General features: G+C 45.3%; 16 protein-coding genes. 5 read left to right on the top strand and 11 right to left on the bottom strand.

Translation table 11 applies throughout. The features are described 5' to 3' along the window. Positions 1-173: 173 nt before the first annotated feature. The 10 genes from uspE to ccoN form a co-directional block, all read right to left on the bottom strand. Positions 174-1,100, bottom strand: coding sequence for a universal stress protein UspE (gene uspE / locus CWE13_RS01560; RefSeq protein ID WP_126805580.1), 927 nt, complete (start codon positions 1,098-1,100; stop codon positions 174-176). A gap of 76 nt (positions 1,101-1,176) precedes the next feature. Then, entirely contained in the window at positions 1,177-1,908 is a 732-nt protein-coding gene (gene fnr, locus CWE13_RS01555) for a fumarate/nitrate reduction transcriptional regulator Fnr (protein ID WP_126805579.1), read from the bottom strand. Positions 1,909-1,939: 31 nt separating this feature from the next. Next, on the bottom strand, positions 1,940-2,587 hold the full coding sequence (locus tag CWE13_RS01550; RefSeq protein ID WP_126805578.1) for a sulfite exporter TauE/SafE family protein: 648 nt from the start codon (positions 2,585-2,587) through the stop codon (positions 1,940-1,942). Next, positions 2,584-2,766 (bottom strand): cbb3-type cytochrome oxidase assembly protein CcoS, encoded by a 183-nt coding sequence (ccoS, locus tag CWE13_RS01545; RefSeq protein ID WP_126805577.1) that lies wholly within the window; start codon positions 2,764-2,766, stop codon positions 2,584-2,586. Before ccoS ends, CWE13_RS01550 begins: the two co-directional genes overlap by 4 nt. A 12-nt stretch (positions 2,767-2,778) precedes the next feature. Then, positions 2,779-5,220 (bottom strand): heavy metal translocating P-type ATPase, encoded by a 2,442-nt coding sequence (locus CWE13_RS01540; RefSeq protein WP_126805576.1) that lies wholly within the window; start codon positions 5,218-5,220, stop codon positions 2,779-2,781. A gap of 11 nt (positions 5,221-5,231) precedes the next feature. Continuing rightward, positions 5,232-5,744 (bottom strand): FixH family protein, encoded by a 513-nt coding sequence (locus CWE13_RS01535; protein WP_126805575.1) that lies wholly within the window; start codon positions 5,742-5,744, stop codon positions 5,232-5,234. A gap of 65 nt (positions 5,745-5,809) precedes the next feature. Next, positions 5,810-6,763, bottom strand: coding sequence for a cytochrome-c oxidase, cbb3-type subunit III (gene ccoP, locus CWE13_RS01530; RefSeq protein WP_126805574.1), 954 nt, complete (start codon positions 6,761-6,763; stop codon positions 5,810-5,812). After that, positions 6,756-6,935 carry a cbb3-type cytochrome oxidase subunit 3 gene (locus tag CWE13_RS01525; RefSeq protein WP_126805573.1) on the bottom strand — a complete coding sequence of 60 codons (180 nt, stop codon included), beginning with the start codon at positions 6,933-6,935 and terminating at the stop codon, positions 6,756-6,758. The genes ccoP and CWE13_RS01525 overlap by 8 nt, the downstream gene beginning before the upstream one ends. Positions 6,936-6,937: 2 nt before the next feature. Continuing rightward, positions 6,938-7,546 (bottom strand): cytochrome-c oxidase, cbb3-type subunit II, encoded by a 609-nt coding sequence (gene ccoO, locus CWE13_RS01520; protein WP_126805572.1) that lies wholly within the window; start codon positions 7,544-7,546, stop codon positions 6,938-6,940. Between the two features lie 13 nt (positions 7,547-7,559). Beyond that, positions 7,560-8,996 (bottom strand): cytochrome-c oxidase, cbb3-type subunit I, encoded by a 1,437-nt coding sequence (gene ccoN / locus CWE13_RS01515; protein WP_126805571.1) that lies wholly within the window; start codon positions 8,994-8,996, stop codon positions 7,560-7,562. Positions 8,997-9,337: 341 nt separating this feature from the next. Here ccoN and CWE13_RS01510 point away from each other — a divergent pair, with 341 nt between their 5' ends. The 4 genes from CWE13_RS01510 to CWE13_RS01495 all read left to right on the top strand — a co-directional run bounded on the left by CWE13_RS01510 (position 9,338) and on the right by CWE13_RS01495 (position 12,296). Next, positions 9,338-9,721, top strand: coding sequence for a hypothetical protein (locus CWE13_RS01510; RefSeq protein WP_126805570.1), 384 nt, complete (start codon positions 9,338-9,340; stop codon positions 9,719-9,721). A 181-nt stretch (positions 9,722-9,902) separates the two neighbouring features. Then, positions 9,903-10,799: a MaoC/PaaZ C-terminal domain-containing protein gene (locus CWE13_RS01505; RefSeq protein ID WP_157980918.1), complete on the top strand. Its 897-nt coding sequence runs from the start codon at positions 9,903-9,905 to the stop codon at positions 10,797-10,799. 89 nt (positions 10,800-10,888) lie between these two features. Beyond that, complete coding sequence (locus CWE13_RS01500) at positions 10,889-11,344, top strand: NfeD family protein (protein WP_126805568.1); 456 nt, start codon at positions 10,889-10,891, stop codon at positions 11,342-11,344. A 25-nt stretch (positions 11,345-11,369) separates the two neighbouring features. Then, positions 11,370-12,296 carry an SPFH domain-containing protein gene (locus CWE13_RS01495; RefSeq protein ID WP_126805567.1) on the top strand — a complete coding sequence of 309 codons (927 nt, stop codon included), beginning with the start codon at positions 11,370-11,372 and terminating at the stop codon, positions 12,294-12,296. A gap of 71 nt (positions 12,297-12,367) precedes the next feature. On the opposite strand, the gene CWE13_RS01490 is transcribed toward CWE13_RS01495, so the two are convergent. Continuing rightward, a complete protein-coding gene (locus CWE13_RS01490; RefSeq protein ID WP_126805566.1) occupies positions 12,368-12,928 on the bottom strand; it encodes a hypothetical protein in 561 nt (186 codons plus the stop codon). A 360-nt stretch (positions 12,929-13,288) separates the two neighbouring features. On the opposite strand from CWE13_RS01490, the gene CWE13_RS01485 reads away from it, so the two are divergent. After that, positions 13,289-13,807: a hypothetical protein gene (locus CWE13_RS01485; RefSeq protein WP_126805565.1), complete on the top strand. Its 519-nt coding sequence runs from the start codon at positions 13,289-13,291 to the stop codon at positions 13,805-13,807. Position 13,808: the final 1 nt, after the last annotated feature.

The following is a 13,808-nucleotide window of genomic DNA, read 5'->3' as shown; positions in this document are numbered from 1 at the left end:
ATTTGGAGACGCATAAAGCGTGTGTAACCTTGATGAAATCTGTAAACAGGCGCTATAGAAAATAAAAAGCCGCTCGAAATTTCGGGCGGCTAGTATACCGTTGTGTTGACGCTTCAACAATTGATTTCACCAGCGTGATTGTTGCCACCGATGCTCTTTAATTGCTCGGTTGCTTAACCCTTCGCTAGTGGTGATAGGAAACCTTCCGGCTTTATTGCTAACAAATCACAATCCAATTGCTCAATAACGTGCTCCGCAGTATTCCCAAGAAGTGCTGCTGTTATGCCAGTGCGGCCAATCGTACCCAGTACTACCAGGGCGGCATCGAGCTCATGGGCCACTTTTGGAATTTCATTATCTGGCAAACCTTCACGAAGGTGTAAACCGGTGAAATCAACCTCTACTTTGCGTGCTATTTCCGCCAACGCTTCTTCATGATGCTCGCGCACGCTGGCTTGGTATTGATGCACATCAAACTCAGGTATTTCAACGGCTATAGCAGCAGGAGCGCCCGGGTAGCAGTTGACTAAATGTAAATGTGAGTTGAGTTTAATGCTTATGTAGCCAGCTGCTTTAATGATTTTTTCATTTAGGGTTTGATGCACCTCACTATCACTGCCTGCATTAACCGCTGCTAACACAGAACCGTGCTGTGGCCATTCGTGGTCTTTCACCAATAGCACTGGGCTGGGTGCTTTCCGGAGCAGGTGCCAATCCGTAGGCGTGAAAATTACGCTTTGTAGCGTATCGTGCTTCCGTGTGCCTTTCACGATTAAATCACAATCAATTTCCATGGCTTTGCGAATGATGGCTTCGAAAGGGCGATGATGCCACTGAACACAGATTTCGATGTTGTGTTTAGCTACATCAAACCCTTCTAGAAGTTCTTTAACCCATACTTTTCTATCTTCGATCAGGCTTTGCCGCATTTGTTCACGCTCTTCGCCCGAAAGCATGGTTGTCATTTCATAAGCAAAATCATAAATCGATAGAAATAGGGTAAGACGCGCAGGCTGCAGCCGGGCTAAGTGCAACGCTCGAATGAGTGCTTTCTGTTCTTCTAGTGCCGGATCTAGCACAACGAGAAGGTGCTTAAACATAGGCTTTCTCCATTCAATAAAATTTAAAATTTAGCCTATTTTCAGTGTAGCTTAAGCTTACTAAAATGCACTGGTTTTATGAGTTGGGCTCAGTAGGAGCGATAAGCGCAACTTCACAAAGATTATTTTGCTCAAGCAAGGTAATTAACCGGCCATCCACAGCAATAAACCCTGATTTTTGGAATTTCCCTAATAAACGGCTAACCGTTTCAACCGTTAACCCGAGATAGTTACCAATCTCAGCCCGTGTCATAGTAAGGCGAAACTCTTTGGAGGATAAGCCGCGCGTGCGAAAGCGGGTAGATAGCTCAATAAGAAAAGTAGCTAACCGTTGCTCAGCGGTGCGTGTGTTAAGCAGGGTTAACATACGTTTATCGGTGGTAATCTCATCACTCATCAACCGCATGATTTGCCGGCGTAATGCGGGAATTTCACCACTCAATGTTTCCAAGTGAGCGAACGGAATTTCACATACCATTGAGGTTTCCATCGCTTCAGCATAGGCATGATGAATACCACTACCAATGGCCTCAAAACCAACGAGGTCACCGGGTAAATGAAACGCCGTAATCTGCATATCACCGTTGTTATCGAGTGTGTAAACTTTGATACTACCGGAGCGAACGGCATATAGTGACTGCAAGGCTTGGCCAGCACGAAATAGCGTGTCGCCACGCTGATAGGGACGCTTGCGCTCAATCATCGAATCAAGTTCCGATAATGAGCTTTCATCGAGCGTAAAGGGTAAGCACAACTGGCTAATACTGCAGTTTTGGCAATTAATATGCTTATTCAAACTGTGCTCCATGGCGAATCGAGTTCCTTCTAATACAGAACAATTACAATTGTTTTGCGGCAATAAGTAAAGTAGCTATACCGTACCCGATTAATAGCAAACCCGCAATCCAGCGAAAGCTGGTAGATTGCAATATATGCGCTAGTTTCTGGCTAAACACTCCAGTGAGAAACATAGCCGGAAAAGTGCCTAGCCCAAAAATCAGCATAAAGCCGGCGCCGCTGAGCGGATCACCGGATAACGCAGCCCACGTTAAGGCGCTATATACTAAACCACAAGGTAGCCATCCCCAAAGCATTCCGGCTAAGAATATATACGTTGATGTTTTTTCGGCAGGAAGTTTGCGTGTGAGTGGTTGAATGTAGCGCCAAAGATAGGCACCTGCTTTTTCAAGCCATAGTAATGCACGGTTCCAACGGAGCAGGTAAAGCCCGAGTAGAACCATCATTACACCAGCGAAAATGCGTAGATACACGAATCCATTAACGTGAACTTTGCTTATGGAAAAGAACGCGGCAGCCACGATAAAGCCTGCGATAGCGTAACTAAGGATACGGCCTAAGTTGTACCAAAACAGGCGCATGGGCGAGCGTTGATATCCCATGGCTGCGGCTAGTCCACCGCACATGGCTAAACAATGCCCGCTGCCGGCTAAACCCATTAGGAAAGCCGCGATTATATCAATACTCATGCTTTATTTTCGGTATCTTTTTTGTGTGTTTTCTTCTCGTCGTCTTCATCTAAGAGAATGTTGTAGCCTTGGCGCTCAAGATCGTCAAATTGGCCACTGCGCACCGCCCAAAAAAAAATGACAATCGCGATAATTACTAAAATAATTGCAATAGGAACCATTAAATGAAGTATTTCCATTTTAACTCCTAATCAACGGGCGCTACGCATTAAGCGCAAAGAATTGGACATCACAATAAGTGAACTCATCGACATACCTAGCATGGCCCATAGTGGGCCTACATGGCCAGTAACCGCAAGTGGTAGAATAACAAGATTATAGCCGATGGCCCATGTGAAGTTTTGCCGAATCACATTCCGCGTTAGCAACGCTGTTTCATACAAACGCCGCAAACCAGCAAGTTTGCCTGTAAGAATAACGACATCGCTACTTGATTTAGCTAAATCAGACCCGCTGGAAAATGTTACCGAGCCATCAGCAGCGGCAAGCACAGGGCCATCATTCAAACCATCACCAACCATAAGCACTGGCCCTTGTTTCTGTAGCGCTTTTACCGCAGCAAGTTTATCTTCAGGTTTTAATTGTGCGCGAACATCCGCAATACCTAAGCTTTCCGCGAGTTTTTGGGCTCGGATTTGCGAATCACCGGTGAGCATAATGATGTTTACACCACGGGCCTGATACCACGCTAAGGTTTCTTTAGCATCCGATCGAACGTCATCGTCTACTTGCCATTCCGCCAGAACTTCTTTTTGCGTAGCAAGAAACACATTGGCGGCACGTAAAGCATTTGTATAATTCGGATGCCAATTCTGAATAAACCCATAGCTGCCAATTCGATATTCAATACCATTGCATACACCAGAGATACCAGCGCCTGCGATATTACGCACATCAGTGAATTTAGCCGCGCTTGCCAAACGCTGGAATGGTCTTGCTAACGGATGTTCAGAGAAGTTCTCTAATCCGCTAGCCAGCTGCATTAGTTCAAGTTCAGCGTAATTGGCATGGTAATAGCTTTGAATGATACTGAACTTACCTTGTGTGAGCGTTCCTGTTTTATCCACACATAGCGTTTTAATCTTCGGTAATCGTTCCAGCAATGCTGATTGTTTCAGAAGTATCCCAGCACGATTTAACCGGCTAATGGCGCCACTCATTGCGGTAGGCGCAGCTAACGATAACGCGCAAGGGCAGGTAGCCACTAAAACAGCAAGAGTTATCCAAAACGCCTTGCTCGGATCGATGAAATACCAACTTACTAATGTCAGTGTTGAAATAATTAGGGTGGCAGCCACAAAATAGCGGCTCACGACATCAGCAAACCGCACGAATCTTGGTTTTTCTTCAAGCGCGCTATCTTGCAGGGCAATAATTCCGGCTAAAAGCGTATTCTGCCGCGTTGCGATAATGCGCAATGTGATGGGATTATCTTGGTTGATGCTACCGGCATACAGGGTTTCATATTGAGCCTTCGCCACCGGCCGGCTCTCGCCGGTAAGTAAGGCTTCATCACACCACGCCGTACTATCGAGAAGTTCGCCATCGACAGGAATGGTATCGCCAGGGCGCACGCGAATTACATCACCGGTTTCTAGATACTTTACCATCACTTGTTCCCAGCCTGATGACGTTTGCCGTTCAGCGATGGCAGGAATAAGTTTCATAAGATTGGCCGCATTTGCCACCGCTTTGTTGCGTGCCTGCATTTCTAAGAATCGGCCCGCGAGCAAGAAGAACGCAAACATGGTTACGCATTCATAGTAAACATCGCCGGTATCAGTAACAGTGGCATAAAAACTCGCAACAAAAGCAACCGCCATAGCAAGTGCCACCGGCACATCCATATTCAACGACCGGGCTCGTAACGCGCGAATGGCATTGGCAAAAAAAGGCTGGCAACTATAAACGATTACGGGGGCGGTAAATAGCAATGAAACCCACCAAAAATAAAGGCGGGTTGTATCATCGATATCATCAAAGTAGAGGCCGAATGCCACCATCATGGTTTGCATTGAGGCAATACCAGCAACGCCAAGGCGTCGAATATAGCCACGCCGTTTCTTTTCGTAATTTGCTTCTAAATCTGCTTGTTGAAACGGAAGTGCCTTATATCCTATTTCATGAATAGCGCGCAGCACCTGACTCAGCCGCGCTTCTTCTGCATTCCAAGATACTTGTACGCGCTCGGTTGAGGAATTAACGACAACTTTCTGTACGCCGTTAAGATGATGCAATTGGCGTTCAATAAGCCAAGCACATGCGGCACAAGTCATGCCCTCGATAGCTAGCGTTGCGGTCTGTACACTATCTTTCGCAGCAACAAATTCACGTTGAATATCAGGATCATCATAACGTACAAGATCATCTTCCAGGTTAGCCAACTCTTCTGGAATGAGGGGAAGGGCGCCGGGCTTGGTTTCGCGGTATTTATAAAAATGCGTTAGGCCTTGATCGACTATCGTTGAGGCTACTGAGTGGCAACCGTAACAACACATAGGGCGATCTTGCCCGAGAACCTCAACATACAAAGAAAAACCCAACGGAATCGGTTGCTGACAGTGAAAGCACTGGTTCTCATCTCGGGTAACTTCATTGCCCGTAATTTCCGTTGTTGAGGTTGACTGGCTCACGTTATAGGCCTTCAAATACCATAATTTTCAGGCACAAGCGTAATAGTTTGTGGTGCCGGAAGATGTATGTTTTGGCTTACTCGCCATGCCTTATCAAAAGGTTCGATATCAACGCGCCAATGGCCATCAAGTTCCCTTGGTAATTGCTGGCGATAGCTATCATCACCAGAACGCGGCATACGCAGGCTGAAATCATAGTTGTGCGTAGTTGGGTGATAGAAACTTACCAGCAACGAACTTTGATCATCCGGCTCTCCAGAGCGGAAGCGAAGCGTGAGATCGGTGCCGTTAACATCGAGATAAAAGGACAAATTGCGTGCTTCAGCTTCGGCTACACGTTTTAACTCTAAGTTAATGGTTCTGCCTTCGCTGTAGTAATCATCATTTACCATTGAAATCGGGTTCTTCACGATTAAAACCGCGGTTACAATACATGCGGTTATTACGGCACACTTCATAAAGATAATGTACCAAACCCAGCTTACTTTATACCACGGAACGGTTTGCCCGTTTTTCAACTTCATTATCTTGCTCCAATTAACAAAAAGCCCCGCAGAACGGGGCTTCCTTGCCTGGTAACTAACGTTTATTAATCTTCCGCTGAGATACTAAGTACATAACCAGATAGGATTTTCACCTTATCTTCACCTAGAATTTCACCCCAAGCTGGCATTACGCCGTTACGGCCATAGCGTAACGTTTCTTCAACTGCACGTTGAGAGCTTCCGTATAGCCATACGTTATTGGTTAGATCGGGTGAACCTAAGGCAATATTACCTTTCCCATCTTGACCATGGCACGCTGCACACACGGCAAATTTCTGCTCACCGGCACGTGCGAGATCACGATCTACGGTACGGCCACTCAAGCTCAGCACATAGGATGCAACTTCGGTAATCCCTTGCTCACCAAGTTGCTCTAAGAATGCTGGCATTTGCGCCCGGCGGCCTTCCATTAACGTTGTATAGATATGTTCTGGCGTTCCGCCCCAGTTAAATACCCCGTCCGTTAAATTCGGGAAGCCTGATGAACCGCGAGCATCCGAACCATGGCACTGGGCACAGTTTTGCAAAAATAACCGCTGGCCAATTCGCAAAGCATCTGGATCTTCAGCAATGGCTTCAATTTCCATCGATGCATACTGCTGGAAGATAGGGCCATATACTGCATCAGCGCGCGCTAGCTCGCGATCGTACTCTACATTTAAGCCGGCTTCACGCGCATCAACAATCGCTTGCTTCGATTCTTCAATCGATAACACGTGTTGATTTGAACTCTGCCACCCTAATAAGCCTTTAAAATTGCCTAAGCCTGGGTAGAAAATGAGGTACAACAAGCCCCACGCAAGGCAAAGCCAGAAAAGCACTGTCCACCACGTTGGGAGGGGGTTGTTGAGTTCGATGATACCATCGAACTCATGCCCCATGCTTTCGCCTTCTTCGACATCTGTAAAGTTTTTCATGTTCCATCTAAGTAAGATGGCAATGCCAACTAACGTACCTAGGGTAAGAACGATAATCCACCAACTCCAGAAGCTACTCATCTTTGTTTGACTCCTGTTTCTTGCGCTCGGCTAAATTTTTGTCTTCTTCAAAAATAGATTCAGCTCGGCGGTCAAATTTTTCTTTATTCTTTGGCCAGAATGCCCACACAATCACAGCAATGATTACAAGGAACACTAAAGCCGTATGAAACGCTTGAAATCCTGCACCCATAACTACCTCAGTGCCGTGCCCAAGGATTGCAGATAGGCAATTAATGCTTCCATCTCTGTTTTTCCTTGAACGGCTTCTTGCGCACCTTCGATATCTTCATCGCTGTAGGGCACACCTAGCGTTTGGAAAGCACGCATCTTACGCGCCGTAATTTTTCCATCTAACGTATTTTCAGCTAACCACGGATATCCAGGCATATTCGACTCAGGAACAACCGCGCGCGGATTCATCAGATGAACATAGTGCCATTCATCACTGTAGCGCTCGCCGACACGTGCCAAATCTGGCCCAGTGCGCTTAGAGCCCCACAAGAATGGGTGTTCCCATACCGATTCACCAGCAACAGAGTAGTGACCATAACGCTCTGTTTCCGCCCGGAAAGGACGAATCATTTGGCTGTGGCAACCAACGCAACCTTCACGAATGTAGATATCGCGGCCTTCTAACTGCAACGCAGTATAAGGTTTAAGATCGCGCACTGGCTCTTGTACTTGCTTCTGGAATAACAGTGGGGTGATTTCCACTAGACCACCAATTGAAATTGCAATAATCGCTAAAACTGCAAGCCAACCGACGTGCTTCTCAACTTTCTCATGTTTATTCTTGCTCATGATTTAGCCTCCCTTACGCCGGTTCTGCGGCGGCCAAAGGCTCACCACTGCGAAGTTTATGGCTACGTATAGTTTTCCATACGTTGTAGCCCATGATTAACATACCAGCTACCACAAATAAGCCACCGATAAAGCGTACAAAATAGAATGGATATGAAGCTTCTAAACTCTCAACGAAACTGTACGTTAATGTTCCATCGGAGTTCACAGCTCGCCACATAAGCCCTTGAGTTACGCCTGAAATCCACATTGCTACGATATACAGCACCACGCCGATAGTATGTAGCCAGAAGTGCGTGTTAATCAGTTTCACGCTATACATACGTTCGCGGTCAAACAACACTGGGATTAGGTGGTAGATCGCACCAATTGAAATCATCGCTACCCAACCAAGGGCGCCCGAATGCACGTGGCCGATAGTCCAATCTGTGTAGTGGGAGAGGGCGTTCACTGATTTGATAGCCATCATTGGCCCTTCAAACGTGGACATGCCGTAAAACGATAGCGATACGATTAAGAATCGCAAAATTGGGTCGGTACGCAGTTTATGCCACGCGCCTGAAAGCGTCATGATACCGTTGATCATGCCACCCCAAGAAGGAACAAACAGAATTACCGACATCACCATACCTACCGATTGTGCCCAATCCGGCAAAGCTGTGTAGTGAAGGTGGTGAGGACCAGCCCAAATGTAAATGGTGATCAGCGCCCAAAAATGCACAATCGATAACCGATAGGAATAAACTGGACGTTCTGCTTGCTTAGGTACGAAGTAGTACATCATCCCTAAAAATCCGGCAGTAAGCAGGAAACCTACAGCGTTATGCCCGTACCACCACTGCATCATGGCATCTACCGCGCCGGCGTAGATGGAATATGATTTTGTGAACGATACTGGAATCGCTAAGTTGTTGCCGATATGCAACATCGCAACAGCGATTAAGAATGCACCGTAGAACCAGTTCGCTACATAAATATGCGAGGTTTTCCGAATGGCGAGCGTACCGAAGTAAACAATAATGAACGCTATCCATACGATGGCAATCAGAATCGACAATGGCCATTCTAATTCAGCGTATTCTTTACTGGTGGTAATCCCCATCGGTAAGGTAATCACCGCACCGACAATAACCGCTTGCCAACCCCAAAACGTAAACGCTGCTAAACGATCTGAGAACAATCGCACCTGACAGGTTTTTTGAACTACGTAATAACCCGTAGCGAAGAGGGCGCTGGTACCAAACGCAAATATCACTGCATTCGTGTGCAATGGGCGGAGGCGGGAGTATGTTAACCATGGTGTATCAAAATTAAGCGCTGGCCAAACGAGCTGGGCAGCAATTAATACGCCAACGGTCATCCCGATAATACCCCAAATAATGGTCATAACAGTAAACTGCTTTACCACCTTTAGGTTATAGTCGACAGGTTGATTCGAAGTTGTGCTCATTATTTTTAGATCCGCTGTAGTTTACAGAACAGAGATTGGGATGTTGAGGCGACACTGGAGATGCTTCAAGCAATCCCGAAAACGAAATAATTGTACGGCTTTTACATGTGGAAATACAGTGTAAACGCGTGTTCTAAACATGACCGAGATCAAAGTATTCTCGGTTTGGTAAACAATATTGTGTGGTTAATAAATCGGAGCTTTAGCAAATGTTATCAAAGTATATCGGCAATTGTAGCCTTTTTGCGCAAAGTGTTCATAAAACAACCTGGCTTGTTGTTTTTTCGATTTTTTTCATTTCTGGGTGTAGCGATGAAAAAATAACAGTTCAGGCTGAGCAATTGTGTGCATTAGCTGAGCCGATTGACGAAAATGCAGCGAGCGCCATTGCATTTGCCAAACCTTGCAGCTTCTCAACGGCCTTGGGCGACATTGAACTACGAAGCTCTGAGCCCAGCATGCCTGTTGAACAACCCATTGCAATACATTTACGTACACCATCAGAAACGTATATTTTACATAGTGAGATCACCGGAGTAAGCATGTATATGGGGCGAATCCCAGTTATCTGGGAGCCTATCGGGAATGATGTATGGGAAACTACTATTTATCTGGGCGCTTGTACCGATCCAAATATGCTGTGGCAACTCGAAGTTGGCATCGGCAAAACTAACGAGCCCGGGAATAAAACCACGGTAAAGATACCTTTTCAATCAACATGGTGATGGTTAGGTACCTAGATATATACCCCTAAAGCACACCGTTAATAGTAACTGCGGGCTTTGTTTGCTTTTAGAAACCTTTGTTAACGAAATTATTACACCGAACTCCGGTACTTTTGCTATGATGAAAACGTTTTAGGCACTATTGGAGTTTTTATATATGTCATCGCTCAAGCAGGCTTCGATGTCAAAGGAAAAGGAATTGCCAGCATTACCCTTTATGCTGCTGCGTGCTGTGCCAACAATGATCCGCAGGCGAGGGCATGTAAGCCCCAATGATTTGCATTTCACCTTTCAGGTTGATGCTATTGCTCCGGATCACCTAGCTAAATACAAACAAGCCTTTCCAGGCTTGCAGAGTAAAGTGCCGTTAACCTATTTCTATTTGCTTGCGCAACGTGCACATCTAGCCGCAATGCTCGACCCTGAATTTCCGTGGCCAATTCTAGGCATGGTACATGTGGCAAACGCGATGGCCTACCATAATCCACCTGATATGAATCACGGGTTTACGATCGATGTGAATATCGAAATGCCCGAGCGCGCAGCTACGCGCAAACGTGTGCGGCCGATTTATAAAGTTGAGTTTTTTCAAAACGGACTATTAATAGCCGAGTGTATGAGCACTTATCAAGTAGGTGGCGGTGAACCGCCAACAGTAGGGCGCCGACGCGAGGCTCCTGCACCAGATTTAACTGATTATGAGCGCGCTGAATTGTGGCAGCTCGGCAGTGATTTGGGCCGTTCCTATGCTCATTTGTCTGGTGATTATAACCCCATACACCTTCATCCATGGCTATCGCGCTGGTTTGGTTTTTCACGGCCCATTATTCACGGCATGTATTCCGTTGCCCAAGCGCAATCGGATTTAGAGAAGCAATTTAGTTTACCTGTTATTGCAATGGATATAGCGTTTCGGCGGCCGTTGATACTTCCGGCGAATGCAGCGTTGCATTATCAACATAAACATAAGAAACTCGAGAAAGTGCAACAGGGCAAGTTAATTGTTACTGATGCAATGGGTAAAAAAGTATATCTCGATGGCGAATATGCCAACTCAAGAAGCTTTGAATTTAAGTAATATCAGTATGATTATATGTAATCCTTCTGGGGTGGCAGTAATCAATTAAAACAAAGCGTTATAAGAAAAATAAATTATAGGACGATAAGATGAGTGCTGCAGTTATTTGGATTATTATCGGTATTATTCTCATTATTACTGAGCTACTTGCTACAAGTGTAGTAGCTGTGTTTCTGGGCATTGGTGCCATTGTTACCGGGATACTATTACAGTTTGGGCTGATTGAAAGTACCACTGCGCAGTTCCTAGTATTCGGCTTAGTTAGCTTGATTATGTTATTTACCGCCCGGGGCAAGTTAAAGCGCTGGTTTAATGGTTACATTGCGAATAAAGATGAGCACGGCACTGTGTTCACTAAAGATATTGGCGAACGAGTGGTGGTGCATCAAGATTTTCACCAAGGAACGGGCCGTGTAGTGCTAAATGGCGTGCAATGGGATGCGCGCTCAGAAGATGATTTAAAGAAAGGTGATATCGCTTACGTTGTTAAAAACGAAGGTATTCACTTAACGGTAACCAGAAAAGAACCTTTGAATACGATATAAATAGTTAACTTTAAGGAAAATAAAAATGGAAGAAATTAATATCGGGAGCATTCTCTCAATCGGCTTTGCTATCGCCGTAATCATTGTCATTTTAAAAACCGCTCGAATCGTTCCACAGCGTTCAAACTATGTTATTGAGCGTTTAGGAAAGTACAGCCGTACACTCGATTCCGGGTTTCATTTGCTAATTCCTTTTATTGATAAAGTTGCGTACATCCAAACACTTAAAGAAGAAGTGATTGATGTTGAGCGGCAAGCTTGTGTAACTAAAGATAACATTCAAGTAGGTATCAATGGTGTGCTCTACATTCAAGTAATTGATGCTTACAAGGCTAGTTACGGTATCAACGATTATCGCTATGCTTCTTCCCAGCTTGCGCAAACAACGATGCGTTCGGTTATCGGCCAAACTGATTTGGATAAAACCTTTGAAGAGCGTGCCGCAATTAACGAAGAAGTAGTGAAAGCACTTGATGAAGCCGCTTCTCCGTGGGGCATTAAAGTATTGCGTTACGAGATTTCTGATATCGAGCTCCCAGCTTCGATTAAAGATGCATTAGAGCAACAAATGCGGGCGGAACGTGAGCGTAGAGCCGCGATTGCCAAATCTGAAGGTGAACGCCAAGCGATGATCAATGTTTCTGAAGGTCAGAAGCAAGAAGTTATCAACCTATCTGAGGGTGAGAAGCTTAAGCAAATTAACGAAGCGGAAGGCCGTGCGCGTGAGATTGAGCTTATCGCTATTGCTACCGCCGAAGGTTTACACAAAATCGCTATCGCGATTAATGAGCCAGGTGGCCGTGATGCAGTTAACCTTCGAGTGGCCGAGCAATATGTGAAAGAGTTCGGTAAACTCGCGAAAGAAACCAATACCTTAATTCTGCCTGCGGAACTAAGTAATATTGGTGGCGCAGTAGCGGGTTTAACTGAAGTGCTTAAGCACGCTAAATAAACGCCTATCTATATGAAGAACGCGCCGTAGGTTGCCTACGGCGCGTTTTTTATTGTCTGTTAATGACAAGGTTATTCATAACCCCAAGGAGTAGGCGGTAGCTCTACGGGATTGGTAAGATCAAAATCTACACGCAGCTCACGGCCTTCGCGGGTTAAGCGGTAACTAAAGAAATTATCAGGGTAGATATACATGTGCCAAGTATTCCATATCGATTGCGGAATTTCCCGGCGAATAAAATCTTCCTTTGAGTATTGGTCGGCAGGGAAAGATTGTGCGTTCGCCCAACCCGCATCAACGGTTTGACCACCATACATAGTGCCGTCGTCATCAGAACCATCAGGCTGGCGATGATCATGCTTTAAGGTAATGCCAGATCCGGTTTTTGTAAGTATCCACGTACGGCTATGATTATCTCCGATATGGAAGGGAATGCGAATTTCGTTTTCACTGCATTCACGAACATGCATTACCAAGCGGTTCTGAGTAAAGTTCTCAACGCCTTTAAAGTTATCCTCAACAACTTCACCAACAAAAGCTTTGCCGCAGTATTGGCGAATGTTATCGAAAAACGCATCATGCGTAGGAATCGATACCGTACCCAGCATTATTATAGCTGCCGTTAAACTCATCTTATTTCTCCTTGTAAAATGGGCGCTCATCGATTGATTAAAATTGCAGATGAATCATATAAGCGCTCAAGAATCTTCAATGTAGCAAATTGTTGCGGGTAGGGGGAATTGGATGTTGCTGATGCTTGTACTGAGACTAACAATACTCTAGCTATATTCTTATCATATTTCTAATTTAACATAATATACATTATGCGAAGTGATATTATGGTATACTACAAACGCGAGTTAGATGCAGATACTGCGCAGTTTATCCCCGAAGCCCCTAGCTTTACTCGCTCTTTACGGTTCCTCAATTGTAAAGGTGGCATCCATTCTCTATCCTAAATTACGATTTTCAACCAACAAAGGAATACAATTATGAAAATGAAATCACTCAAGCATTTACTAGTGATTGCCGCAGCAAGCGGTTCAATGGCTATTACTGCGAACGCAGCAGCATCGGAATGGAATTACGTTGGTGGTGGTTTCTACGATTTTGGTGATGGCGGCTTCTATCTCGAAGGCTCCACTCATGTTGCAGAACGTTTAGTGTTGAATGCCGAAATTGGTGATACTTACGACACAACCGTTCGTGTTGGCGGTAAATACCTAACCGATTTAGCACTTGGCCGCGCGCCTGTGTTCGTAACCGCCGGTTATTCTGATTATTCTTTTGATTCAGGTGTGTATTTTGGTGCCGGCGTAAGCTTGGAAATCGATCAAGGTATTAACTCAACGTTCGAGTTAATGCACGATACAGCTGGTGATGGATTCTTCCGTTTCCGCAGTGGTTTAACTTATGCACTTAGCAATAAACTGAACCTTGCTGGGAGCTATAGCTTAAACAATCGTGGTTTCGATAACGAACTTCGTTTAGGTGTTCAATACAAGTTCTAAT

It is taken from the genome of Aliidiomarina shirensis, from assembly GCF_003987345.1.
Classification (GTDB): Bacteria; Pseudomonadota; Gammaproteobacteria; order Enterobacterales; family Alteromonadaceae; genus Aliidiomarina; species Aliidiomarina shirensis.
This window is presented reverse-complemented; position numbering and strand designations above follow the sequence as displayed.

What these genes read in the sequence shown, in the direction of transcription:
- uspE (WP_126805580.1), bottom strand. Translation starts at nt 1,100, where the DNA reads ATGTTTAAGCACCTTCTCGTTGTGCTAGATCCGGCACTAGAAGAACAG.
- fnr (WP_126805579.1), bottom strand. Translation starts at nt 1,908, where the DNA reads ATGGAGCACAGTTTGAATAAGCATATTAATTGCCAAAACTGCAGTATT.
- CWE13_RS01550 (WP_126805578.1), bottom strand. Translation starts at nt 2,587, where the DNA reads ATGAGTATTGATATAATCGCGGCTTTCCTAATGGGTTTAGCCGGCAGC.
- ccoS (WP_126805577.1), bottom strand. Translation starts at nt 2,766, where the DNA reads ATGGAAATACTTCATTTAATGGTTCCTATTGCAATTATTTTAGTAATT.
- CWE13_RS01535 (WP_126805575.1), bottom strand. Translation starts at nt 5,744, where the DNA reads ATGAAGTTGAAAAACGGGCAAACCGTTCCGTGGTATAAAGTAAGCTGG.
- ccoP (WP_126805574.1), bottom strand. Translation starts at nt 6,763, where the DNA reads ATGAGTAGCTTCTGGAGTTGGTGGATTATCGTTCTTACCCTAGGTACG.
- CWE13_RS01525 (WP_126805573.1), bottom strand. Translation starts at nt 6,935, where the DNA reads ATGGGTGCAGGATTTCAAGCGTTTCATACGGCTTTAGTGTTCCTTGTA.
- ccoO (WP_126805572.1), bottom strand. Translation starts at nt 7,546, where the DNA reads ATGAGCAAGAATAAACATGAGAAAGTTGAGAAGCACGTCGGTTGGCTT.
- ccoN (WP_126805571.1), bottom strand. Translation starts at nt 8,996, where the DNA reads ATGAGCACAACTTCGAATCAACCTGTCGACTATAACCTAAAGGTGGTA.
- CWE13_RS01505 (WP_157980918.1), top strand. Translation starts at nt 9,903, where the DNA reads ATGTCAAAGGAAAAGGAATTGCCAGCATTACCCTTTATGCTGCTGCGT.
- CWE13_RS01500 (WP_126805568.1), top strand. Translation starts at nt 10,889, where the DNA reads ATGAGTGCTGCAGTTATTTGGATTATTATCGGTATTATTCTCATTATT.
- CWE13_RS01495 (WP_126805567.1), top strand. Translation starts at nt 11,370, where the DNA reads ATGGAAGAAATTAATATCGGGAGCATTCTCTCAATCGGCTTTGCTATC.
- CWE13_RS01490 (WP_126805566.1), bottom strand. Translation starts at nt 12,928, where the DNA reads ATGAGTTTAACGGCAGCTATAATAATGCTGGGTACGGTATCGATTCCT.
- CWE13_RS01485 (WP_126805565.1), top strand. Translation starts at nt 13,289, where the DNA reads ATGAAAATGAAATCACTCAAGCATTTACTAGTGATTGCCGCAGCAAGC.